The following is a 23,400-nucleotide window of genomic DNA, read 5'->3' as shown; positions in this document are numbered from 1 at the left end:
GTTTTGGACTGACAAAGAAATATAACAATATTTAACCTACATAAGGAGTGTATCCATGCTTCCGCTTTTAAAGAAAGAAGACATCAGCACCTCAAATCAACAGCTTCCTAATTGGGCTCTTGATGCCTATAAGCCTTTTGCTGAAACAGTCACTAGACGAGATTTCCCCTGCTACTTCGGAATTGCGGCTCAAAAGAAAGGCGACTTGCGATATGGCTTCGTACCACACGACAACTGGGATGACGCACTCAAGATTATCAATGAATTCACAAAACTGATGCATACGCAGGAAAAAGCTGTGCGTCGGGGTTTGTTCCTTTTCTTTGAGCCTGAAGAAACGGAACAAAATCTCGAATATTACCGCGATTACTTCTGGCGCTTCCTTCAGCGGCTGCATGAAGTGGACGACATACCGTGGCCAGCAGAACGCCCGCGGGATCCGGATCATTTCCTCTTTGACTATCATATTGGCGGTGAGGCTTACTTCCTTTTTGGTAATGCGCCAGCATATAAGCAGCGTATCACACGCGACCTGGGTCCTTCCCTTGTCATTGGACTGCAGCCACGCAGTATCTTCGACGGGCTGGAAGGAGACAAGCCCGCGGGGACAAAATCACGGGGTTCCGTCCGGGATCGGGTAGAAAAATGGGACAAGCTCCCCAAACATCCGGATATCGGTCATTTTGGTGATCATAGTCACCATGAATGGAAGCAATATTTCATTGGAGATGATGCGGAGCCAATACAAGGAGGTTGTCCTTTCCATCACAGGGAACTGAAGTATACATAAACTTCCTTCCAGTAGCGGATACTACCTTATATCTGCTTCGAAAGGAGGTCTACTATGCCAAACCCGGACAACCGTGCAGACAATGCCGAACGGATTGAGGATACAATCCAGCATACCCTGCAGAATGTGCATCAAACAGAGGACTTCGTCAAAGCGAACAGTGAGCATTTGACGGATGAAGAAATCTCATTTTTGAAAGAGAAGAACGAGCGACGCGCTGCAAGCGTAGATAGTCTTCGTCACGAGTTAAAAGAAGAAGCAAATTACCAACAGAATAAGAATAAATAAGAAGGTCCGCCACGTGGCGGACCTTCTGTTTAATGCGTTTGATTCATTGGAGCTGAATCGTAACTTTGCATCATGGCAGCCATATCGCTTGGCTGTAATTGTGCCACCTGATAATAATGGTGTTTGTTTTGATACAAGAAGATTTCGTAGCTCATTTCGATCAAATTCGGTACCGAATCAGCAACAATCCTTCTTAAGACAGGGTTAGTGATTTCACAAGCCCCGCGTGTGCTCATGGTAGCAAGACTCTTTGTCTGCGTGAGCATATAAGTGGAAACACATTCGTCCGTTAGTTCGTTAACGGATGTAATCGGCTTTTTAGGCTGGGAAGGCTTTATTCCATATACAACATCATTTCCTTGCTGCATGCTGTAAGAAGTGGTTGGAACTGTTGGATCCTGGCCAGTCTTAAATGTTTCCACCATCGTGTTATACGTTTGAGTAAGGAAATCACCTTGGCGCTGAGCAACCGTCTTTAGTTCTGGATCTTGAATGAACTGGTCAAAAATTTTATATTGATCAATCACACTGATCATCCCCGTAAGGATTTCATGTGTATCAAAAATTTCATGACCACCATGGTTTTGCTTGCCATGCAAAGTTGTCGGCTGATTCATCTGTGCAGTCTGCATCTGATTTTCCAATGTGATAACCCCCTATAAAATATCGTGCCTTGTTAGTATGCTGTATCATAAGAGGACTTATGAACGGTTATTTATGCCTTTTCGCGACACGCGCATCTGCTTTATCGGAACGTGCCTGTGCTTCCAAATCATCGATATCCGCTTCCTCCTGCGAAAAGGAGATATCTCTCCCATCTCCATCAAGATCGGTATAACGCATATAATATTCTTCCAATGATTTATCCTTGTCGTTCACGGGCTTTTCCTCCTTAACGATGCTTCAGATTTTCTTCCGCCATCCGTACAAGTTCACGGACCATATTACCGCCAATGCTGCCGCCTGTTTTGCCATTTTCTCTGCTCGTTCTATTCCCTAAATCATCAGCATGCTCTGTCTGGTATGACTGGTTGGCATCCTGAATGATTTTATGTTTCAACTGATCAAGACCTTCCCGCGCCTCAGGTACGAGTATTTTATTGCGCCTTGTCATCGATAATGACCAAGCGTATGTGCATCACCGGTCTCGCCCTCATAGTCGGCGCGCACGTGCTTCTTGTTTGGATCCTGTTCATCCCTATTGGCTGTAAGCCCTTCCTCCATGCCTGGCTGATACGTATCGTCAATCCAGATACCGCCATCCACACGATTCTTCTTCATGATGCTTCTCCTCCTTTCTGCATTAGTTTCTGTCTTTGGCGCCATAATATGAAAGGCACTTCTAGCCAAAAAAAAGACCCCTGTACAAGACAGGGATCAGTTATTGATGATCAAGAAGATTACGATCACAATCGCCAAAGCGATACGATAGTAGGCGAAGGGAACGAGTTTGTATTTGGAAATGATTTTCAAGAACGTCCGGATAGCAATCAGTGCAAAGATAAACGCGCTGATGAATCCGACGATGAAGAATGGAATCACATCCGGTGTAAAAGCATGCAAGTGATTACGCAGCGACACAAGACTCGCACCAGCCATGATAGGCACTGCCATGATGAAAGTGAAGTCAGATGCAACGCGGTGATTCAATCCAAGAATGACACCGCCGGAAATCGTTGCTCCGGAGCGGGAGAAACCAGGCCATAAAGAGATACACTGGAATAACCCAATCAGAAAAGCTTTTTTATACGTAAGACCATCTAATGAATCGATTGTTTCTGTCTTTTTGGATGATACTTTATCTGCAAAGATCATGAAAAATGCCCCAACGACCAATGCTACGATAACATACCATACGGAAAACAGATACTCATCAATCAGATCATCAAACAATAGTCCAAGGATCCCTGCCGGCAGCAAGCCAACAATAACGATTCCTAGGTTGAACTTGTTTTGTTTTCCTGGCATCGACTCTGTTTTTCCCTGCAGCTTGCGAATACCAAGAATCTGCATGAACTTGTCCCAAAATACAATAACAGAAGCCAAAATACTGCCAAGCTGAATGACAATAATGAAAGTATTTGCTACTTCATCGTTGAATAATTCGTGGATCTTCAGCCACATATCATCGACGATGATCAAGTGGCCTGTAGATGAAACCGGGGCAAACTCTGTCAACCCTTCGACCAGCCCCATGATCAAGGCCGAAAAGAATTCAATGATACTCATGCCTCTACTCCTCTAGCTACTTTTTTTCTTTTTATTCCGTCTGATGAACCAAATGACGAACAAGACGATAAGAATCGCCAGTACTACGATGACGACATCCTGGTAGTAACCAAGATATGTTTCCACTGTTGTCCAGGATTCACCTAGCCATAGACCGAGTAATACTAATACTGTATTCCAAATGAGTGTTCCTAATGTCGTGAAAATGAGGAACAGCGGGAAATTCATATTGGACATCCCAGCCGGTATGGAAATCAAACTCCGAATCACAGGTACAAATCGGCAAAGGAATATTGTCCATACCCCATACTTATCGAACCAAGCATCCGCTTTATGTATGTCTTCTTTTTTTATTCGCAAAATATGTCCCCAGCGGTCCACGATTTTCTCCAGACGTTCTACATCCAAGAGAAGCCCGATGCCATAAAGGATAATAGCTCCAATAACGGCACCGATTGTCGCCGCGATAATAACACCAACTGCTGTGACACTATCAGAGGTGGTTGTCAGGAAGCCGCCGAACAGCAGGATGATCTCTGAGGGGATCGGCGGGAATACGTTTTCGCCTGCCATCAGCAATACGATTGCAAAGTAACCGAATTGTTCCATAAACTGCGTTATCCAATTATCCATTTTACAACTCCAAACGTAAATTATTTACCAAATCATTATAGCATCCTGTACTCGAAAAGGTGGAATTTTTTACGGATAATTAACATTCTAGCAGACAACACCCAAGAGGTTAATAGAAACAGAGACTTAGTTTTCATTGGGCTGAAGTCCTAGGTTCACATTGTCGCACCTTTAACGTTATTTGTGATATAGTCTATAGAAGAAAAATGATTAATGTAGTAAGGGGGAATACGATGAAAATCGTGACTATCGAGCCTACCCCGAGTCCATATTCGATGAAAATCGTGGTGGATGACATGCTGCCAATGGGCAGCAGTTACGATTACAAACGAGAAGCTCAATCGTCTGCCGATCCAGACTACATCCAAGCTTTATTCAAAATAGAAGGTGTCAAAGGGATTTATCGTGTAGCAGACTTCCTAGCCCTGGAACGGAGTCCGAAAACAGCTTGGGAGACGATACTTCCTGCTGTACGGGAAGCATTCGGAGAAAAAAGCCAGGATACGACTGCAGAAGCTGGCATCCAAGAGCCGCATTACGGACAAGTAGATGTCCAGATTCAGACGATTTATGGTGTACCGATGCAAATCAAGCTTCTTTTTGATGAACAAGAGAAGCGGATCGGGCTTCCTGCTCTGTTTACGGAAGCAGCAATGGAAGCCGCCGGGGACGACAATATTGTATTTGCCCGTAAATGGGAAGAACAGTACCCCCGATACGGTGATCCAAATCAGGTAGGACAGGATATATATGAAGAATTGCTCGCAAGCTATAGTTCAGAAAGGCTGCAAGAACTCGTAGCACGTGCCAGGAATCCCCAAGCTCCGCCGGTAAAGCGAGAACAGCCTACAATGGATGTGTGGGATGAAGATGATTGGCGTGTACGTTATCGTGCCCTTGATGCGTTGGAGCCTGAAAAAGAGCATCTTTCTTTCCTGGATAAAGCTCTGCAAGACCCGAAAGCCTCCATTCGCCGGCTGGCAACTGCTTATCTCGGTATGATAGAAGATAAGGCTGTCTTGCCGTTGTTATACCGTGCTTTGCAGGATAAGGTAGTAACAGTCAGACGCACAGCTGGTGACTGCCTATCCGATCTTGGGTTTAAAGAAGCAACACCGGCGATGGAAGCAACACTTGCCGATCCGAGTCGGATAGTCAGGTGGCGGGCTGCAATGTTTCTATATGAACTTGGGGATAGCGAAAGCCTGCCGATGCTTGAAAAAGCAGCAAGACAGGAAACTGAATTCGAAGTGAAGCTGCAGCTGAACATGGCAATCGAGAGGATTGCCGGAGGCGAAGCAGCAAAAGGCTCCGTCTGGAAACAAATGACGGAAGCAGCCAAACAAAAGGAGGAATAAGAAAAATGAACGCATACGAAGAATATATGCGCGGCATCGTCCAGCCAATGCGGGATGAGCTGACACAAGCAGGATTCCAGGAACTGACTGACGCCGAGCAGGTTGAAAACTATGTAGAACAGACAAAAGGCAGTACGCTGATAGTTGTCAATTCTGTTTGCGGCTGTGCGGCAGGTCTTGCACGACCAGCAGTTCGCGAATCCTTACAGAACGCTAAAAAACCAGATCATCTTGTAACAGTATTTGCAGGACAGGATAAAGAGGCTACAGAAAAGATGCGGGAATACTTCACAGATCAACCGCCATCCTCCCCTTCTGTCGCATTGATGCAAGACGGTAAACTGGTTCATTTCATCCCTCGCGAACAAATCGAAGGATATGACGTGGAAGAAATCGTGGAAAATCTCACAACCGCTTATAACAACCATTTGTAAAGAGCTGCTATTGCAGCTTTTTTTGTTTGTAATGAAAACCATTATGCGTCTCTCCTGCTCCACTTTCTTCGAATCCAAATTTATGTACTTCCTCCCGCACTTGCCCACCTGACTGGCATGCTGATGTCTGCCTTTTACCTTATCTTTCTCAAATCATTTCATTCCAGGATACTCAGCAGCTGTTATATAGGTCTGTATATTGCCCAAGGTGCATTCTCTTCTTTTAATCGTTTTCAGCAAGAAGGAATATGTATGCATACCTCATCATCTTGCTTGCCTGCACTTCACTTTTACCAATACAACCGATACTCTATGTCCTTATATCAGGTATTGCGCATATCATGCTACTCGGACTTTCATCCTGGCTCTGTTTCGCTTATCATGCTTATCAATTTCACAGGCGGATTGGTAGTAAGCGCAGTGATCAATCTCAGTTTCTATCACTACTTGAGAAAAGACGACGGAAGCCAAGTGCAGCTGGAGGAAGAAAAACGTAACTTCGAGAGCCTGTTCTTTGCCAATCCGCAGCCAATAGTACTTATTGATTTTCATAGTAAAAATATTATTCTGTACAATAAACAAGCTGGACACTTTTTTGGTATAAGTCAACATACAGTCAGCAGCTTTTCCCTCACCTCCTTCTTACCTGACCAAAAAGAGCAAGAAATACTGCTAGGACAGCTAAAGAACGAAGTGAAAATCGAGAATTATATCACCATAATCTGGTACATCATGCAACCTGTATGATGCTGAATTTTGAGCAGCTCAGTTATAATAAAAAAGATGCACTTTTAATCAGCATGACGGATGTGACGAGCTTCAAAAGGATTGAAAAGGAACTGCAGGAGCATGCCAGCCGTGATGTCCTAACTGGATTATTCAACCGCCGTGCGGGCATTCAATTTATCGAGGATTTGCTCCAACAGGGGAAACATCCCTTCTGCCTCTGTTTCGTAGACGCGAATAACCTGAAGCATGTAAAGGACAAGTTCGGTCACAATGAAGGGGATCAGATTATCCAACTGATTGCCTCCACTATAGCATCAACCTTAACTGGAGATGGATGTCTTTTCCGACATGGCGGCGACGAATTCATTATTCTGCTGCCTAAAAAACCACAGGACAAATTAACCTATTTAGATGGAGATAAGATAAAACGATACCCGATCGCAGCAAGCTTCGGAACCCATGACTATGCCCCAGGCTCTACGCTGACTCTTTCAGAAATGATAGATATTGCTGATCAGGAAATGTACAAATCCAAACAACAGCACAAAGAAGCTCCATTCCAATAATTGGGCTTCTTTGTATATTGAAAACCCTTTCATAATTTGATAGACTTAATTTATCGAAGGAGGAGGGGTGCCAATGTGGAAAACAAACTTATTGATCAGCGGCAGCATAGTAGGATGTGCTTTAGTCACATGGGTTGCTTCTTTTTAAAATTTATTGAAAACGATATCATCTATATTAGAGGGTAAACTGGCTTTCAGGCTGGTCTACCCTTTTTCTAATTATCCTTATAATAACTTTATAATTATTATAAATAAGTATTGATTTTTAATAAAAAGATGTTACTATGTTTATAGATTTACAAACACTACATACTCTGAGGTGATTTTCTTGGCAGATAAAAAACTTACTACTAGCTGGGGTGCTCCAGTTGGAGATAACCAAAATTCCCAAACTGCTGGCTCACGTGGACCTACACTGATCCAGGATGTGCATCTTCTTGAAAAACTAGCACACTTTAACCGTGAACGTGTTCCTGAACGTGTTGTACACGCAAAAGGTGCCGGTGCACATGGTTACTTTGAAGTCACTAATGATGTTTCCAAATATACAAAAGCAAACTTCCTTTCTGAAGTAGGCAAAAAAACAGATATGTTCATCCGTTTCTCTACTGTAGCTGGTGAGCTTGGTTCTGCTGACACAGTACGTGACCCTCGCGGTTTCGCTGTTAAGTTTTATACAGAAGAAGGCAACTATGATCTAGTCGGTAACAATACACCTGTATTCTTCATCCGCGATGCAATCAAGTTCCCTGACTTTATCCATACTCAAAAAAGACATCCGCAGACGCATTTGAAAAACCCTGACGCGGTTTGGGATTTCTGGTCTCTTTCTCCTGAGAGCCTGCACCAAGTTACGATTCTTATGTCTGACCGCGGTATTCCGGCAACATTGCGTAATATGCACGGTTTCGGTTCCCACACATTCAAATGGGTGAACGAACAAGGCGAAGGCGTTTGGGTGAAATATCACTTCAAGACGCAGCAAGGTGTTAAAAACATGGATCCGGCCGTTGCAGCGAAAGTTGCTGGTGAGCATCCAGATTATCATACAGAAGATTTATTCAACGCAATCGAAAATGGCGATTTCCCTGAATGGAAGCTTTATGTTCAAATCATGCCGCTTGAAGATGCGAACACATACCGCTTTGATCCATTCGATGTAACAAAAGTATGGTCCCAAAAGGATTACCCGCTAATCGAAGTTGGCCGCATGGTATTGAACCGCAACCCAGAGAACTACTTCGCTGAAGTAGAACAAGCTACATTCTCTCCAGGAACTCTTGTACCTGGTATCGAAGTATCTCCTGACAAGATGCTTCAAGGTCGTCTGTTCGCTTATCATGATGCACACCGTTATCGTGTAGGTGCTAACCACCAAGCACTTCCAATCAACCGTGCGCGTAACGAAGTGAACAACTATCAGCGTGATGGACAAATGCGTTTCGATAACAATGGCGGAAGCAGCGTTTACTATGAGCCGAACAGCTTCAACGGTCCGAAAGAAGATCCAGCAAGCAAGATGGCACCATTCGAAGTATCCGGACAAGCTGACAGTGTTGGTTACGATGAAAACGACCACTACACACAGCCTGGAGATCTTTACCGTCTTATGACTGATGATGAAAAAGCTCGTCTTGTACAGAACTTTGTTGATGCAATGAAGCCAGTTACAAGAAAAGACATTCTAGAACGCCAAGTAGGTCATATCTACAAAGCAGATAAAGAATGGGGCCAGCGCGTCGCTGACGGTCTAGGCATTGCACTTCCACAAGAAGTTTAATCCTAAAAGATAAAACAAAGGATAGATGAACAATTATGTTCATCTATCCTTTTTCTTTTGTGTTACGCCTTATTCGATTCGGCTATGGATTTACATTAAACACCAAAAAAGTACACCACTCTTAAGTGATGTACTTTTCCTCATTTATCAGGAGCATCTCCTATGATTCGCACTTCCCGGTGAAGACTTACACCGAACTGCTCTTTGACTGTCTCTTGGACGTGTTTGATAAGATTGATATAATCTGATGCTGTACCGTTGGCTACATTCACCATGAAGCCTGCATGCTTACCTGATACCTCTACCCCGCCGATTCGAGTCAGCTGCAGCCCTGCATCCATGATCAGCTTACCGGCAAAGTGACCTGGAGGGCGCTGGAAGACACTGCCGCATGATGGATATTCCAGCGGCTGCTTCGACTCACGAAGGTATGTTAGTTCATCCATTTTCGCTTTAATCGATGTTTGGTCACCATCTTCCAATACGAATGTTGCTTCCACAGCGATGTAATTATTCTTCTGCAGAATGCTGGTACGGTAACTAAGCTCTAATTCTTCACTTGTCATCACCTTACGCTCACCAGTATCAGTTATGACCACTACTTGCTCCAGAACATCCTTGACTTCTCCGCCATACGCACCAGCATTCATATACAATGCCCCGCCGATGGAACCAGGAATGCCACAAGCGAATTCTAATCCAGTCAAACCCGCATCCAGCGCAATTCTGGACACATCGATTATCGCTGCACCTGATTGCGCTGTGATCCTGTTTCCCTCTACCTTCACTTCATCGAGTTTCGTCAGTATCATGACCACTCCGCGCAATCCGCCATCCTGAATGATCACATTCGATGCATTACCGAGGATTGTCAGCGGCACTCCATTTTCTTTTGTATAAGCAACAACCTGTTCAATTTCTGTGTAACTTCTCGGGAAAACAAGTACATCCGCTTTTCCGCCCACTTTTGTATACGTATAATCCGCAAGCGGTGCTTCTATAAGTACATCTGTAGCCTCTAAAAATTGCTTTATGTCTCTCTCCAATGCATTCACATTCATCATATAATCCCTCATTACTGTATTAGCCGCTGCAAATGAGCGTGCCCCAACCTGTATTGTATACCACTTTTCGCACACGTGACAATGCCCTTATTTACCTGTTGGGCCAGACACCTATAGTTTATGCAAAAAAATGACCAATTGCGCATCAATTACAGTTTAGAACAGTGTCCCGCAATCACTTGGTATTGATCACCGATCAGCTGCCACACACGTGTATAAATATAGTCACCGCTGATCTTTTCGTCCCCTTCCTGTCCTTCCAGGTGGATACGGGAAATTGTTACTGCTCCATCCTTTGTCGGTTTGATTTGCAAATCGGAACAAGATACTTGCGTGAAGCGCACAGCAAGTGTTCGATGCGCCTCCAAGTCCATATCCTTGGTCACATAGCTGCCCTCATGATTGATAAAAACAAGATCATCATGCAGGAAAGTATCCAATGCAAATATATCTCTCGTCTGCATAGCTTCCCTGAATTGCTGTTCCAAAAGTTCAAACTGATCCGGATTCAATACCTCTTCCGTCTGTTCAAGCTCTTCTTGACCCTCTCCATCATCTGCACGTTCAAACCGTATAGGTCTCTCGAATTCATCTAGAGTGGATTCAATCTTAACTATGTGCGCAGTGGCAATATGTACGTCCCCAATCACGACAAAAGCTTTATTCATCATGCCTTGGTTATTCGTTATATGCTCCAGTATTTGCTGTTCAGGTGCTTCAGTTCGAATTTTCTCACCTGTTGATAACGTTATAATTGTTTCATTCATCAGTCGTCACTCCGTTCTTTTCCTCCGTTATAATACAGCTGCCTTAATTGTATCGCGATACGGGTACTCAAGGAAACTATATGGCCTGTTTTCGCATTCGCAAACAATAAGATAACCTCCCAGAACTGTTTAGAGTAAGCTTAAAAGGGAAGGGATAAACTATATATGTAAATCTGGAGGTGTACAAGTTGAATAATGATACGCGCGAATACCGTACAGGACAAGGTGTACCGCAAACAGGTGTATACATCTGTCAGTCCGGTGAAAGAGTCGAAATAAAAGAAAATGATGTGTTTCCTGTATGCCCAGCTAAGGGCGAGGAAACAACATGGAAACACGAAGAAATATAAGGTGGTGCCGGGATTTTTCTCAGCACCACCTTTTTTTTATATCTGTACTAAATCCCTTCTCCATTCATTAAGTCAACTCACCTTACTTAAAACTAAGTCATGAAAGAACTAGCTTCGGATAGATTTTAAAGATTTCACCCTTAAAGAGGCAAAATAATATGTGCAGTTTCATCTAAACAATATATATAATCAAATTTGTAAGCGATATCATTTATTGTGACAGGGGGAAATATTGATGAGAATTCTACTTGCTTGCTCTTCTGGAATGTCCACAAGTCTATTAGTATCCAAAATGAGAGATGCCGCTCAAGAAAAAGGAATCGAGGCAGAGATTTGGGCAGTGGCACAGGATAAGGCTGAATCCGACATGGAAAAAGCGGATGTACTGTTAATCGGACCTCAAATGAGGTTCCTCTTCAAAAAAATTTCAAAAGTTGCTGGTGAGAAAGGTGTACCAGTCGATGTGATCGACCCTATTTCTTATGGACGCATCGATGGTGAAGCTGTTTTGGATAAGGCATTAGAATTGATCCAAAAAAAGGTGTAATGAGGGGGAACCATTATGGGAAGTAAATTTACCGAGACTTTAGAAAATATATTATTACCTATTGCAGATAAGTTAAATAATAACCGGTATCTTGGCGCACTGCGCGATGGTTTTATGGTTGCTTTACCTTTTATTATTTTCGGTTCTCTATTTGTAGTATTAGCGAACATTCCTTTCCTGGAGAAAATAATTAGTGAAAATGCTCTAGCAGAATATCAAAGTATCTTAGGACCTGCTTCTGCCTCTACTTTAAGTATTATGGGTCTTTTTGTCATCTTCGGCATCGCCTACAAATTGACTCAGCATTATGAGTTGGAAGCTTTGTATGGCGGCTTCGCTGCTCTGGCTTCATTCATAATTTTAACACCTCAAGTTTTAGAAGGGGTTGCAGGGGTTATTCCTGCTTCAGCGTTAGGTGCTCAAGGTTTATTCTTAGGGATTTTCACGGCCTTTGTATCAGTAGAACTATACAGATTTTTTGTTAAGAGAAATTGGACTATCAAAATGCCTCAGGGTGTGCCTGATGCTGTGTCGAAATCTTTCAGTTCCTTAATTCCACTAACTTTGACATTAACTTTCTTTTTAGCAATCCGCGCTATCTTGAGCTACACGCCTTACGAAACATTACAGAATTTTATTTATACTCTTATTCAACAACCCTTAACTTCTTTAGGAAGCGGTTTGGTGGCAACAATTATCGCCGTTCTTTTAATACAGGTATTTTGGTTCTTTGGACTTCATGGACAGATTATTGTCAATTCCATCATGGATCCGATATGGATGACATTATCCCTTGAAAATTTAGAAGCATTTAATGCTGGTCTAGAACGTCCAAATATTGTTAACAACCAGTTTATAGATACATTCATTGTAGGAATGGGCGGAACTGGTATGACAATGGCAGTAATTTTAGGTATTTTCCTATTCACCAAGAGCAGACAATTAAAAAACCTTGGTAAGCTTGGTGGACCAGCAGCAATTTTCAATGTAAACGAACCTCTCATCTTTGGTTTGCCAATTGTCATGAATCCTATGGTGATCATTCCTTGGCTGCTTTCTCCAGTAGTTGTTACTATCGTCACTTACTTTGCAATGTCAACTGGACTAGTTCCGGTTTCAACTGGAGTACATGTACCTTGGACAACACCAATTTTCATTAGCGGTATGTTGGTTACGAATTCCATTGCCGGCGCAATCATGCAATTAGTGAACCTAGTAATTGTTGTACTGATCTGGCTGCCATTCTTAAGAATTCTCGATAAACAATATTTCCAGACTGAGCAAACAACTGCTAAAGATCAAAAACAAGGACGGGATGATAAAATTGTCTAACAAAGTAATCAAAGTACCTGATAACTTCATTATTGGTGCAGCTTCCTCTGCCTGGCAAACAGAAGGTTGGACCGGTAAAAAGGATTTTCAGGACTCCTATTTGGACCTTTGGTATAAAAACAATAAGAATGTCTGGCATAATGGCTATGGCCCCGCTGTAGCAACCGATTTTTATAACCGCTACAAAGAAGATATTCAATTGATGAAACAAATTGGGCTTACTCATTATCGAACTTCTATAAATTGGGCCAGGTTTTTAACAGATTATGAAAATGCCATAGTTGATGAAGAATATGCTTCCCATTATGAAAACGTAATAGATGAATTACTCAACAATGGCATTGAACCGATGATTTGCCTGGAACATTATGAGCTTCCAGCTGTTCTTTTTGAAAAATACGGTGGCTGGGGTTCGAAACATGTTGTGGAATTATTTGAGAAGTATGCAGAAAAGGTTTTCAACCGATACGGCAGCCGGGTCAAACATTGGTTTACATTCAATGAACCAATAGTTGTACAGACCCGTGTTCATTTAGATGCCATTCGCTGGCCCTTTGAGCAAAATACAAGAAAATGGATGCAATGGAATTACAATAAATCTTTAGCTACAGCAAAAGTTGTAAGGCTATTCAAGCAAATGCAGTTAAAAGAGAAATTCGGTGCGAAGATTGGTAATATCATTAATCCTGAAGTAACATATGCAAGATCTTCTGCAGAACATGATCAAAAAGCTGCACGCATCTATGACTTATTCTTTAATCGTGTATTTTTAGATCCTTCTATTAAGGGAGAGTTTCCATCAGAATTATTTGAACTAATGGAGAAACATGATATCACGTTTGATTATACGGAAGATGAATTAAGACTTATTAAAGAAAACACAGTAGACTATGTTGGTTTGAACCTTTACTTCCCTCACAGGGTGAAAGCAAGAACTGCAGCATGGAACGAGGATACACCTTTCCATCCGGAATATTATTATGACAAGCACGAATTAACAGGGAAAAAAATGAACCCATATCGCGGTTGGGAAATTTATCCGCAAATAATGTATGATATCGCACTTCGAATGAAAGAGGAATATGGCAACATCGAATGGTTCGTTGCTGAAAATGGTATGGGTGTTGAAAATGAACATCGCTTTAAAAACGAAGATAATATAATTCAAGATGATTATCGCATTGAGTTTATCAATGAACATTTACAATGGTTATTAAAAGCCGTTGATGAAGGAGCCAACTGCACAGGTTATATGCTCTGGGCATTTACAGATAATGTTTCACCAATGAATGCATTTAAAAATCGTTATGGTCTAGTAGAAATCAATTTAAATGAAAATCGTAACCGCAGCCTAAAAAAATCGGGTTATTGGTATAAAGAGCTGATCGAGTCGAGACAGCTTGAAGTTTTAGAAGAAGAATATAAATAAGTGACGGACAGACTCCATGCAAGAAGGAAGATATTATGAAGAATTTTTTGGCTATTGATATAGGTGGAACATTCGTCAAATATGGAGAAGTTTCAGAAAACGCTGTAATCTCTCGCATAAATAAAGTGAAAACACCAGAGTCCCTCCAATCTCTATTAGATTTTATCCAGCATTTAAGTCAATCATTAAGTAATATTTCAGCTATAGCCGTTAGTTGTCCTGGCGCTGTTTCTGATGATGGAATCATTTACGGATCCAGCGCTGTTCCTTACATCCATGGCCCCAATATGAAACAGCTTATAGAAGAAAAAACAGGTTTGCATGTCTATCTCGAGAATGATGCAAATTGTGCGGGCTATGCTGAGATTTGGGATGGAAACGGCAAAGGAAAGAACGATGTTTTAGTAATGGTAATTGGTACTGGGATTGGCGGAGCTATTTTTAAGAATGGCAGTTTACATAAAGGAGCCAATTTACATGGTGGCGAATTTGGATATATGCTGCTCACTGACACTATAACAAATAGCGATGATGTCTGGAGCAGGCTAGCATCCACTAAAGCTTTAGTAAAAAAAGTTGCTACTTTAAAACAGATCGATCCGTATGTTTTATCTGGAGAACAGGTATTTGAATTAGCTGAATCTGGTGATGTTGAGGTATCCAAAATTGTGGAGGATTTCTATCACCTTTTAGCAGTCGGAATATATAACCTGCAATACATCTATGATCCTGAAGTGATATTAATTGGCGGCGGGATCAGCCAAAGAGCAGACCTGATTGAAAAAATCAACCAAAAGCTAGATCTTATCATAGGGAAAATCGACTTAGCTAAAATCAAACCTAGTATTGCTATATGTAAATTTGCACAACATGCTAATTTGTTAGGCGCTGTATATGGCTATTTAAAGTCTAATGAGCATCGTAGATAAGTCTTATATTGGAGGTTATTGAATGGAAACGATGGAAGAAATATCATTTCAAATCATTCTTTATGCAGGAAACGGTAAAGCAAATGCAATGGAAGCGATACAGGAAGCAAAGCAAGGAAACTTTGAACGTGCAGATGAATTGATCAAAGAAGCTGGTGAAGAATTAAGTAAAGCTCACAGTGTTCAAACAAAGCTGTTACAAGAAGAAGCAAACGGCAATGGGAACATTATTAGTGTATTGCTGATTCATTCCCAAGACCATCTAATGACAGCAATGACCGTTCGGGACCTGGCAGTAGAATTTATAGAACTTTATCGTTTTAAATAGAAGCCAATAGATGGAGGTTTATAAATGCAATTATCCTATACATTCCCCGAGGGCTTTTGGTGGGGCAGCGCTACTTCTTCTACACAAATTGAAGGTGCTGCAAATAAAGACGGAAAAGGTAAAAACATCTGGGATCATTGGTATGAGTTAGAATCAAACCGTTTTTTTAATAACGTCGGTCCTGAATCTACATCTGATTTTTACCATCGCTATAAAGAAGACATCCGTTTGATGAAGCAAATTGGCCATAATTCATTCCGAATGTCCATCTCGTGGTCACGTTTAATTCCAGCAGGTCGCGGAGAAGTTAACCAAAGAGCCGTTAGCTTTTACAACTCTGTAATTGATAACTTGATTGATAATGGTATAGAGCCATTTGTTAATCTCTATCATTTCGATATGCCGCTTGATTTGCAAAATGAAGGCGGCTGGGAAAGCCGAGAAGTTGTTGAAGCATACAAAGACTATGCGAAAATATGCTTTGACTTATTCGGTGATCGAGTTAAAAAATGGTTCACTTTCAACGAACCTATTGTCCCGGTTGAAGCAGGTTATCTCTATAATATGCATTATCCAAATGTAGTTGATTTCAAACGAGCAGCACAAGTAGCCTATAATACAGTTGTAGCAAGCGCAAAAGCAGTCGAAGTTTATCGTTCCCTTCCATTTGAGAATGGAAAAATAGGTATTATACTTAATTTAACACCTTCCTATCCAAGAAGCAGCCATCCTGCAGATTTAAAAGCCGCAGGAATTGCAGATTTATTCTTTAATCGCTGCTTCCTGGATCCGGCAGTACTTGGAAAATATCCTCCAGAATTAATTGAGATTATCAAAGAATATAGTGAGCTTCCGACTATACTTGATGGAGATTTAGATTTAATAAGAAATAATACCGTGGATATTCTTGGCGTGAATTATTATCAACCTCGCCGTGTAAAAGCAAAAGAATATACTGTTAATCCAGAAAGCCCACTTATGCCAGAATGGTTTTTTGATAGATACGAAATGCCTGGCAGAAAAATGAATAAATACCGCGGTTGGGAAATTTATGAAAAAGGCATATTCGATATATTGATTAACTTAAAAGAAAACTATGGAAACATAGAATCCTTTATCTCCGAAAATGGCATGGGTGTCGAAGACGAAGAAAGATTTATACAAAATGAGCAAATTCAAGATGATTATCGAATTGATTTTATTCGTGAACATTTAAAATGGCTGCATAAATCTATTGAAGAAGGCTGTAATGTAAAGGGTTATCACCTATGGACTTTCATGGACAATTGGTCTTGGATGAATGCTTACAAAAACCGTTATGGATTCATTTCCGTAGATATTGAAACAAAGGAACGCACTTTAAAGAAAAGTGCTCAATGGTTTACCGAAGTTTCACGCAATAATGGATTTTAGCCAAGAAAGCAGAATATCATAAGCGATAATACTATCAAGCGGTTCTGGTTCAGTTTGAGCCAGAACCTTTCCAGCACGAAAATAGAAAGCGCTTTCTCATAAATGTAGGAGTGGTGATTACAAAATGTTAACAAAAAGAGGCAAAATTATACTAAAGCAATTGATGTCTCTTGAAACACCGATAAGTGGAAAGTATTTGGCCAATCATAATCAAGTAAGCATCCGCACCATAAGGGAAGATGTAAAAATATTGAACTCGTTAATCAATGACCACGGTGCAACCATCGCATCTATTATGGGTAAAGGTTATCAGCTTCATATTATTCACGAGAAGCAATTTTATAAATATATCCGTTCTATAACTGGAGACCTAGAACTTCAATATGTGCCAAGTCAGCCAGAAGACCGTGTATCCTTTATAATAAAGCATCTACTCATGAGCGAACATTATGTGAAACTTGACGAGATTGCGGATTTATTATTTGTTAGCAAATCCACTGTTCAAAATGATTTGAAAATCGTTAAGGAGTCCCTTTCAAAATATAATATCCAACTCACGTCCCGACCAAATCATGGCTTGAAATTATCAGGAAACGAATTGAAAATGCGGTTTTGTATGTCTGAGTATTTATTCAACAGAAAAGCAGAAGGCAATCATTATTTACTGAGTGAGCAATTTATGTCTGAGGAAGAACTCCATACAGTTAAGAAAATCCTTTTAGAAAAAATCAATATGCACCATATTCCTTTATCTGATATAGCCTTTCATAATCTGTTGATTCATATTTCTATTGCTATTAACAGAATTAACTTTAATAACTACGTTAAAATATTTAAGAACGATCTAGATGACATATTGGACAAACATGAGTATATTGTCGCCAAAGAAATCGTAAAAGACGTTGAGTATACGTTTGATGTTACTTTCCCAAAGGAGGAAATCGCCTATATTGCAATTCACTTACTGGGAACAAAGATAGTTGCAGATTCACATGGAAATAAGGCAGTTAAAGGGCTTATAGAAGAAGGGATCGGTCAACTAGTAGACTATGCCCTTCAAAAAGTAGAACAAGAACTGAACCTGGGAATAAACGAAGATGATGAATTAAGAATGGCCTTAGCATTACACTTAAAACCCGCCATTAACCGATTTAAATATGGAATGAATATTAGAAATCCAATGTTGGACGATATAAAAAAGAATTACCTATTATCCTACGAAGCAGCTGTAATAGCAGGTAAAGCCATTGAGGCAGCCATAGAATCTAAAATAGACGAGAATGAGTTGGGATATATTGCCTTACATATAGGAGCTGCCATAGAAAAAAACAAGTTGAAAAAGGGTCCGAGTCGGTGTTTAGTTGTCTGTGCTTCCGGGTTAGGGACAGCAAAACTTATATTTTATAAACTCAATAACTACTTTGGCCAATCTCTTGATGTTGTTGGTACAACGGAATACTACAAGCTAAATCAATATAACTTAACTGATATTGATTTTATTATCAGTTCTATTCCTATTCAGCAAAAATTGGCTGTCCCGGTAATCGAGGTTAACGCAGTATTAAGAGAGGAAGACCTGCAAAAAATAAAGAGACACTTCCTCACAAAAAAGGAAAAACATCAAATCTACTTTCCTGAGAATCTTGTATTTTTAAGAGAAAAGTTCACATCTAAAGAAGAAGTTCTTGAATTTCTAAACAGTAAATTAGTGAAAGATGGGTTAGTTGATGATACATTTCTCGAAGCAGTTTATGAGAGAGAAAAGATCGCTCCTACTGCATATGAAAATCTAGTAGCTATACCTCATCCTATCTCACCTCAATCCAATGAAACAATCTTAGCCGTATGTACATTGGAAAAAGCTATCATGTGGAATGATAAACCCATACAATTTATAGGATTACTCTGTGTTAAAAAGAAGAGTATGGAGGACTTGCAGTCTCTCTATGATATCCTATTAAAAATAATTGAAAACAGATCCATTGTGCAAAAACTGATCAAAGCAAAAACATATAGTGAATTCATTAAATTGTTGTAAGGCAATGTTATTTTATCGCATTGCCTTTCTTATAAACATATTCTACTCATATTTATATACAGAAACTAATGCAACGGACCCTGAAAAAAATTCCCCCCCCCTTCTCCTATCCCAGCTGTATCCATATATATCACAGCTAACTAATTCTCCTATTAATCGAGCCAGATATCGATCGTAACACTTCTACTGTTGCATAAAAAAGAGCCTGGAACGTTTAAATGTTCCAGGCTCTTCAACTTCGGATTAACTAATGCTTTTGAAAGCATCATAGCGTGACAATAATCGGACCATTCTTAGTAAGGATAATCGTATGCTCCACTTGAGCAACATAGCTTTTTTCTGTAGCATATGTCCAACCGTCTTCTTTTTGGAATACTTCTTCCTCAGAAGTTGAGATAAATGGCTCGAATGCGATAACCATCCCATCCTTCAATAATTCATCATCAAATGTATCCTTGTAGTTATAAATATGGTCTGGTGCTTCGTGAATGGTGCGTCCAATACCATGTCCTGTAAGGTTTGTGATAACAGTTAAATCATTCTGTCTTGCTGTTTGGAATACTGCTCTTCCAATTCCGCTTTTTTTGGAACCTGGTTTTGCTTTCTTCAGGCCTGCTTCAAATGCTTGTTTAGCCACATCGCATATCTTCGTTAATACTTCTTCTCCTTCGCCTACTACAAAAGAGATTCCCGTATCTGCGAAGTAACCGTTCTTTGAGCCAGAAACATCCACATTTACAAGATCCCCCTCAGAAATAACGCGACTTCCCGGAATACCATGGGCCACTTCATCATTCACACTAATGCAAGTATGGCCTGGAAAATCATATTCACTTTTCGGAGCGGAAACTGCACCTTCTTTTTCAAACATCTCTCCGGCTATATTATCAAGTTCTTTGGTCGTAATTCCTGGAACCGTTCTTTGTACCAATTCGTCTCTGATCGAGGCAACAATTCTGCCAATTTCTTTCAGTGCTTTAAAGTCTTCTTCTGTTTTTGCAATCATTTTTTCTACCCCACTTTCTTTATCCCGCTTTAATTTTATACAAAAATCGTCATTTTATCATTGTATTCTATACCGAAACGAAAATGATGAATTAAACTTAAATAGAAACAAAAAGGCTTCGAAACACTGTAATCAGCATTTCAAAGCCTTTTTTCCATCCAATATGTAAGGATGGAGACGGTGGGAGTCGCTAAACCTGATTAGATATGCACTTAGTAATAAGGAGAAACACTTATTTATAAGGGTTTCTCCTTATTATGTTCTGTGTCAGTAAGTATATTAATTTATTCGTTTGTTACCATATATGTTACCACAAAATCTCCGTCTTAGGACTCCTTCTATAAATAATAAGTGCATCAACTGCCCAATCTTCCGGGGTGGAGCTTGCTGCATACTTAATGTCTAGTATTTCTAAATCCGGATGGTCGTTAAACCATCTGTTCATTTCAGCATCTATGACCCCTCCGCCAAATTGTTTCACACCAATTGAATTTGCACAGCCAAGATCCACAGCAATCTCCTCCTCTTTTGTTTCCCACGTTTCGGTTATGCGACTTCCCATTAATTCTCATAGAAGCTATAATTTAGACAGTTCATTAAGGAGGTACAGTATGGCTCTCCGTAAAGGGAGGTGCCGATTATCCGATCTTTTAGAGCAGAAGAGAATGAGCCAAGTAGAATTTGCAGAAAAAATGGGCGTATCAAAACCGACTGTCTCCCGGTGGGTTGCGGGTGAAAGGTACATGAAATATGATCACGCTGTTCAAGCAGCTTTTCTACTTAGTTGTCATGCAGAAGACTTCTACGAATGGATCGAAGGATAGGCGGTATTGAGTGGTTATTCCCACTCTTCCTCCGGAGCCGAGTTACCTCACAGGCAACTTGTATGTTTTAACTATATAGGAATGATATACCATAAGTAAAATGTAATATTTCCCATATTAAATTAAAAAGAACCCCACGGGGTTCATCGAAGAAAAATGTTTGATATCATATAACTGTCCTTTTCTTCGTCATCTTCTTCTGGTTTAATAAATCCAGGTTCTAAAGTAATTTCCGCCTTTTTGTAAGACTTCTGCCCTTCTTCATTCGCTATTTCAACGTTATACAAAAGAGTGTAAACATCTTTGTATGTCTTTCCATCCCATAACTCAAGGTTTTTTTCATTGTCTTCAAGTATTTCTATATTTCCGTGTTCTTTTTGATAATCACTTTTATTATAGTTTTTGAACTCTTCGTACGTTGAAAATTTTTCTTGTCCTACATTCTCATACATCGAATAGCTAAGGGACAGTGTGTCTTTCTCAGATTTTTCATTAAGGGTATCTATATATTCATAACTAAACACGTCATGAAAATTATCTGATGTTAAAAGATAAATTTGAGAGCGCTCTTCCCCTTTCTTTACCATCTCCATGTAATTCTCTGCAGCTTCTTTTGCAAGATCTTCATTATCGATTTCACCGCACCCGGCTATAAAGACGATTAAAATGAATAGTAAAATCTTTTTCACTTGTATCCCCCTACATTTTTTCTAAATCATACCATTTGATAGACATTCATCCTAGCTTGTATCTAATAGTTTCTTGAGCTGGTTTCTTAGCCGGCTGCGCACTCTTTCGTACATTTCGAATGAATTCATGAATAGATTCGATTTGAAATACACGAACATCTTTGTTTTTAATTTCATACCGAGTGTTGCTAATCATAAGAATAACGGGGAATGGTTTTGCTCTGAACTCTTCTGAGAATCTGAGTGCAGCATAACGCTCAATCTTCTGGTTCATTACTTTCTGTGAGTACACATTGCGCTGCACTTCGATGAAGAAAGGTGTGCCATTGAATTCCGTATATATGTCCGGCTCCGCTAATCCTTTGTTGTATTTCGGTTCTATCTGGAATGTACGAGGAGTGTAGTAGTTAGTAATCTGTTTGTATACATCGACTAGGCTCAGAAAGTGAGGTATCTTAGTAGAGTTTCGCTTCATTGTGGATCCAGCTGGAAAGTACGCAAACGGACTGAAGAACTTGCTGACTTCTATTTGCCCGTCCCTGGCCAGCCGTTTAAGGACCATGTTTGCACTAGTAATTGGATTCTTTAATTTACCAAAGTGAATAGCAGCTATGTCATCCCTGCCCATAACCCTAAACCTCTCCAAGTCTTTTATGATAGCCATGTCACGCTTATTCATTGGTAAACACTCCCGCATATTCGTCATAGGTGTCTTCTTGTTCCTGTTGCTGTACTTCTTCTTTACGATTCTTATACGGTGCGAGAAGCTTTATAGCCTTGTCATTCTCTAGCCATGGACATTGTATCTCTTCTGCAGCAGAGTTTACCTTTAGGATCATGCGCCCAGGTACTGTGATATTCTCCGCGCCCGGAGTGCCTATGATCTTAGAGTTTATCGCATCAGCTGTCCGAAATCCCATACGTACTGTAAGGTTCACTTTCAGTTTACCGTCCAGGAGCTTCGCATCGGGTCGTTGCATGGACAAAATTAAGAATACGCCCAATGACCGGCCAATCGATGATATCTCTTCCAATATGTCTGTTACTGCTGTTTCACCTTTGAGCAAGGCTACCTCATCGATACAAACCACAAGATAGGGCGGCTTCTTTTTTAGTTGATCTATGCTGTTCACTTCCTCCTGATCAAGCATATCTCCGCGCTTTTCCATCTCCCGCTTGACCTTTTGCAATACTGGTATCAATTCTGCTGGTGAGTGGTACACGCCTTGAACATGATTTATACGCTTGAACAGATGAAACTCCGACCTCTTCAAGTCACCCAGGATAAGCTGCAAGTCCTCTGGTCGCTTACTCTTAATCAACGTAGTCAGTATACTTCTAAGCTCACTGGACTTACCTGAGCCGGTTTCACCACTGATAAGTAGATGTGGATTCTCAACCATGTCATATACCTTCAATTCACCGTCAAAAGACTGCCCGCATACAACCGGAACGCGTAACCCTCCAATAGCTGTTGTGGCATCCTCATAGCGATACGTCCACTTATCCGGAAGCCCCGCATTAAACACCTGCAGTATGCCACGTTTCACATCTAAATCCAATTTAATGTTGTTACCAAAATGCTGTCTGAGGACGTAGGAGCGCTTTTCGATATCGTCAGGATTCATTCCCTTCGGAACACTGAAAACAAGTGTCAGCTTCTCTCCCTGCTCTGCTACTCTCAAGATGGTTGGGTACTCTCTTTTATCACCTTTGGTTTTGTACAAGTCACCATTCGCAAATGCCTTTTTAAGATTCTCTCGAAGCTTCCGTTTACGATACCTGCCTTTCAAACAGTACCGCTCAAACATGGGATATGCCCCACCTACAACCGTGCTGCCAATCATCACACAACCCAATGCTGTCAGTATCATCGT

At 40.7% G+C, this 23,400-nt stretch carries 29 protein-coding genes; 16 read left to right on the top strand and 13 right to left on the bottom strand.

The genetic code is table 11. The features are described from left to right. The first annotated feature begins 55 nt into the window (after positions 1–55). Positions 56–790: a YqcI/YcgG family protein gene (locus ACH6C1_RS05565; RefSeq protein ID WP_374075328.1), complete on the top strand. Its 735-nt coding sequence runs from the start codon at positions 56–58 to the stop codon at positions 788–790. Positions 791–844: 54 nt separating this feature from the next. Next, positions 845–1,078, top strand: a complete 234-nt coding sequence (gene tlp, locus ACH6C1_RS05560) for a small acid-soluble spore protein Tlp (RefSeq protein WP_095224376.1) — start codon at positions 845–847, stop codon at positions 1,076–1,078. A 29-nt stretch (positions 1,079–1,107) separates the two neighbouring features. Here the strand turns inward: tlp and ACH6C1_RS05555 are convergent, their stop codons facing one another. From ACH6C1_RS05555 to ACH6C1_RS05530, 6 genes are all read right to left on the bottom strand, one after another. After that, the gene (locus tag ACH6C1_RS05555; RefSeq protein ID WP_366247514.1) at positions 1,108–1,722 is read right to left on the bottom strand and encodes a spore coat protein; all 615 of its coding nucleotides are present in this window, start codon (positions 1,720–1,722) and stop codon (positions 1,108–1,110) included. A gap of 67 nt (positions 1,723–1,789) precedes the next feature. After that, entirely contained in the window at positions 1,790–1,957 is a 168-nt protein-coding gene (locus ACH6C1_RS05550; protein ID WP_353615331.1) for a YfhD family protein, read from the bottom strand. Positions 1,958–1,970: 13 nt separating this feature from the next. Further along, positions 1,971–2,192, bottom strand: a complete 222-nt coding sequence (locus tag ACH6C1_RS05545) for an alpha/beta-type small acid-soluble spore protein (RefSeq protein WP_374075325.1) — start codon at positions 2,190–2,192, stop codon at positions 1,971–1,973. Continuing rightward, the gene (locus ACH6C1_RS05540; RefSeq protein WP_176465816.1) at positions 2,189–2,359 is read right to left on the bottom strand and encodes a hypothetical protein; all 171 of its coding nucleotides are present in this window, start codon (positions 2,357–2,359) and stop codon (positions 2,189–2,191) included. Before ACH6C1_RS05540 ends, ACH6C1_RS05545 begins: the two co-directional genes overlap by 4 nt. A gap of 96 nt (positions 2,360–2,455) precedes the next feature. Beyond that, positions 2,456–3,307 carry an undecaprenyl-diphosphate phosphatase gene (locus tag ACH6C1_RS05535; protein ID WP_095224378.1) on the bottom strand — a complete coding sequence of 284 codons (852 nt, stop codon included), beginning with the start codon at positions 3,305–3,307 and terminating at the stop codon, positions 2,456–2,458. A gap of 12 nt (positions 3,308–3,319) precedes the next feature. Then, positions 3,320–3,940, bottom strand: a complete 621-nt coding sequence (locus ACH6C1_RS05530; protein ID WP_095224379.1) for a DedA family protein — start codon at positions 3,938–3,940, stop codon at positions 3,320–3,322. A gap of 233 nt (positions 3,941–4,173) precedes the next feature. Between ACH6C1_RS05530 and ACH6C1_RS05525 the strand changes: the two genes are divergently transcribed. The 5 genes from ACH6C1_RS05525 to katA all read left to right on the top strand — a co-directional run bounded on the left by ACH6C1_RS05525 (position 4,174) and on the right by katA (position 8,807). Then, positions 4,174–5,298: a conserved virulence factor C family protein gene (locus tag ACH6C1_RS05525; protein ID WP_374075321.1), complete on the top strand. Its 1,125-nt coding sequence runs from the start codon at positions 4,174–4,176 to the stop codon at positions 5,296–5,298. A gap of 5 nt (positions 5,299–5,303) precedes the next feature. Beyond that, on the top strand, positions 5,304–5,732 hold the full coding sequence (locus ACH6C1_RS05520) for a BrxA/BrxB family bacilliredoxin (RefSeq protein ID WP_374075318.1): 429 nt from the start codon (positions 5,304–5,306) through the stop codon (positions 5,730–5,732). 252 nt (positions 5,733–5,984) lie between these two features. Next, positions 5,985–6,479, top strand: a complete 495-nt coding sequence (locus ACH6C1_RS05515; RefSeq protein WP_374075316.1) for a hypothetical protein — start codon at positions 5,985–5,987, stop codon at positions 6,477–6,479. Continuing rightward, complete coding sequence (locus tag ACH6C1_RS05510; protein ID WP_374075314.1) at positions 6,476–7,027, top strand: GGDEF domain-containing protein; 552 nt, start codon at positions 6,476–6,478, stop codon at positions 7,025–7,027. Before ACH6C1_RS05515 ends, ACH6C1_RS05510 begins: the two co-directional genes overlap by 4 nt. 328 nt (positions 7,028–7,355) lie before the next feature. After that, on the top strand, positions 7,356–8,807 hold the full coding sequence (gene katA / locus ACH6C1_RS05505) for a catalase KatA (RefSeq protein ID WP_374075311.1): 1,452 nt from the start codon (positions 7,356–7,358) through the stop codon (positions 8,805–8,807). Positions 8,808–8,947: 140 nt separating this feature from the next. Here the strand turns inward: katA and murB are convergent, their stop codons facing one another. Further along, the gene (gene murB, locus ACH6C1_RS05500; RefSeq protein ID WP_374075581.1) at positions 8,948–9,868 is read right to left on the bottom strand and encodes a UDP-N-acetylmuramate dehydrogenase; all 921 of its coding nucleotides are present in this window, start codon (positions 9,866–9,868) and stop codon (positions 8,948–8,950) included. A 152-nt stretch (positions 9,869–10,020) separates the two neighbouring features. Further along, positions 10,021–10,638 (bottom strand): nuclear transport factor 2 family protein, encoded by a 618-nt coding sequence (locus tag ACH6C1_RS05495; RefSeq protein ID WP_374075309.1) that lies wholly within the window; start codon positions 10,636–10,638, stop codon positions 10,021–10,023. 188 nt (positions 10,639–10,826) lie between these two features. On the opposite strand from ACH6C1_RS05495, the gene ACH6C1_RS05490 reads away from it, so the two are divergent. The 8 genes from ACH6C1_RS05490 to ACH6C1_RS05455 all read left to right on the top strand — a co-directional run bounded on the left by ACH6C1_RS05490 (position 10,827) and on the right by ACH6C1_RS05455 (position 19,004). Then, positions 10,827–10,988 (top strand): hypothetical protein, encoded by a 162-nt coding sequence (locus ACH6C1_RS05490; RefSeq protein WP_374075307.1) that lies wholly within the window; start codon positions 10,827–10,829, stop codon positions 10,986–10,988. Between the two features lie 232 nt (positions 10,989–11,220). Beyond that, entirely contained in the window at positions 11,221–11,535 is a 315-nt protein-coding gene (locus ACH6C1_RS05485; protein ID WP_374075304.1) for a PTS sugar transporter subunit IIB, read from the top strand. Positions 11,536–11,550: 15 nt separating this feature from the next. Continuing rightward, positions 11,551–12,867 carry a PTS cellobiose transporter subunit IIC gene (gene celB, locus ACH6C1_RS05480; protein ID WP_374075302.1) on the top strand — a complete coding sequence of 439 codons (1,317 nt, stop codon included), beginning with the start codon at positions 11,551–11,553 and terminating at the stop codon, positions 12,865–12,867. Continuing rightward, complete coding sequence (locus tag ACH6C1_RS05475; protein WP_374075300.1) at positions 12,860–14,296, top strand: glycoside hydrolase family 1 protein; 1,437 nt, start codon at positions 12,860–12,862, stop codon at positions 14,294–14,296. Before celB ends, ACH6C1_RS05475 begins: the two co-directional genes overlap by 8 nt. Positions 14,297–14,331: 35 nt before the next feature. Continuing rightward, positions 14,332–15,225 (top strand): ROK family protein, encoded by an 894-nt coding sequence (locus ACH6C1_RS05470; protein WP_374075298.1) that lies wholly within the window; start codon positions 14,332–14,334, stop codon positions 15,223–15,225. Between the two features lie 22 nt (positions 15,226–15,247). After that, on the top strand, positions 15,248–15,553 hold the full coding sequence (locus tag ACH6C1_RS05465) for a PTS sugar transporter subunit IIA (protein WP_095224390.1): 306 nt from the start codon (positions 15,248–15,250) through the stop codon (positions 15,551–15,553). Positions 15,554–15,577: 24 nt separating this feature from the next. Further along, positions 15,578–16,966: a glycoside hydrolase family 1 protein gene (locus tag ACH6C1_RS05460; protein ID WP_374075295.1), complete on the top strand. Its 1,389-nt coding sequence runs from the start codon at positions 15,578–15,580 to the stop codon at positions 16,964–16,966. A 124-nt stretch (positions 16,967–17,090) separates the two neighbouring features. Then, the gene (locus tag ACH6C1_RS05455) at positions 17,091–19,004 is read left to right on the top strand and encodes a BglG family transcription antiterminator (RefSeq protein WP_374075293.1); all 1,914 of its coding nucleotides are present in this window, start codon (positions 17,091–17,093) and stop codon (positions 19,002–19,004) included. 265 nt (positions 19,005–19,269) lie between these two features. Here the strand turns inward: ACH6C1_RS05455 and map are convergent, their stop codons facing one another. Continuing rightward, a complete protein-coding gene (gene map / locus ACH6C1_RS05450; RefSeq protein WP_095224393.1) occupies positions 19,270–20,010 on the bottom strand; it encodes a type I methionyl aminopeptidase in 741 nt (246 codons plus the stop codon). Between the two features lie 307 nt (positions 20,011–20,317). Further along, positions 20,318–20,572, bottom strand: a complete 255-nt coding sequence (locus ACH6C1_RS05445; RefSeq protein WP_374075290.1) for a hypothetical protein — start codon at positions 20,570–20,572, stop codon at positions 20,318–20,320. A gap of 49 nt (positions 20,573–20,621) precedes the next feature. Between ACH6C1_RS05445 and ACH6C1_RS05440 the strand changes: the two genes are divergently transcribed. Further along, positions 20,622–20,834, top strand: coding sequence for a helix-turn-helix domain-containing protein (locus ACH6C1_RS05440; protein WP_374075288.1), 213 nt, complete (start codon positions 20,622–20,624; stop codon positions 20,832–20,834). 143 nt (positions 20,835–20,977) lie between these two features. On the opposite strand, the gene ACH6C1_RS05435 is transcribed toward ACH6C1_RS05440, so the two are convergent. The 3 genes from ACH6C1_RS05435 to ACH6C1_RS05425 are packed head-to-tail and all read right to left on the bottom strand — an operon-like array spanning position 20,978 to position 23,397. Further along, the gene (locus ACH6C1_RS05435) at positions 20,978–21,523 is read right to left on the bottom strand and encodes a hypothetical protein (protein WP_374075286.1); all 546 of its coding nucleotides are present in this window, start codon (positions 21,521–21,523) and stop codon (positions 20,978–20,980) included. Between the two features lie 46 nt (positions 21,524–21,569). Then, entirely contained in the window at positions 21,570–22,202 is a 633-nt protein-coding gene (locus ACH6C1_RS05430; RefSeq protein WP_374075284.1) for a hypothetical protein, read from the bottom strand. Further along, positions 22,195–23,397: an FtsK/SpoIIIE domain-containing protein gene (locus tag ACH6C1_RS05425; protein WP_374075281.1), complete on the bottom strand. Its 1,203-nt coding sequence runs from the start codon at positions 23,395–23,397 to the stop codon at positions 22,195–22,197. Before ACH6C1_RS05425 ends, ACH6C1_RS05430 begins: the two co-directional genes overlap by 8 nt. Between the last annotated feature and the right edge of the window lie 3 nt (positions 23,398–23,400).

The organism is Terribacillus sp. JSM ZJ617, assembly GCF_044383785.1.
Classification (GTDB): domain Bacteria; phylum Bacillota; class Bacilli; order Bacillales; family Amphibacillaceae; genus Terribacillus.
Note: the sequence above shows the minus strand (reverse complement) of the source record. Positions and strands in the feature narration are given on the sequence as shown.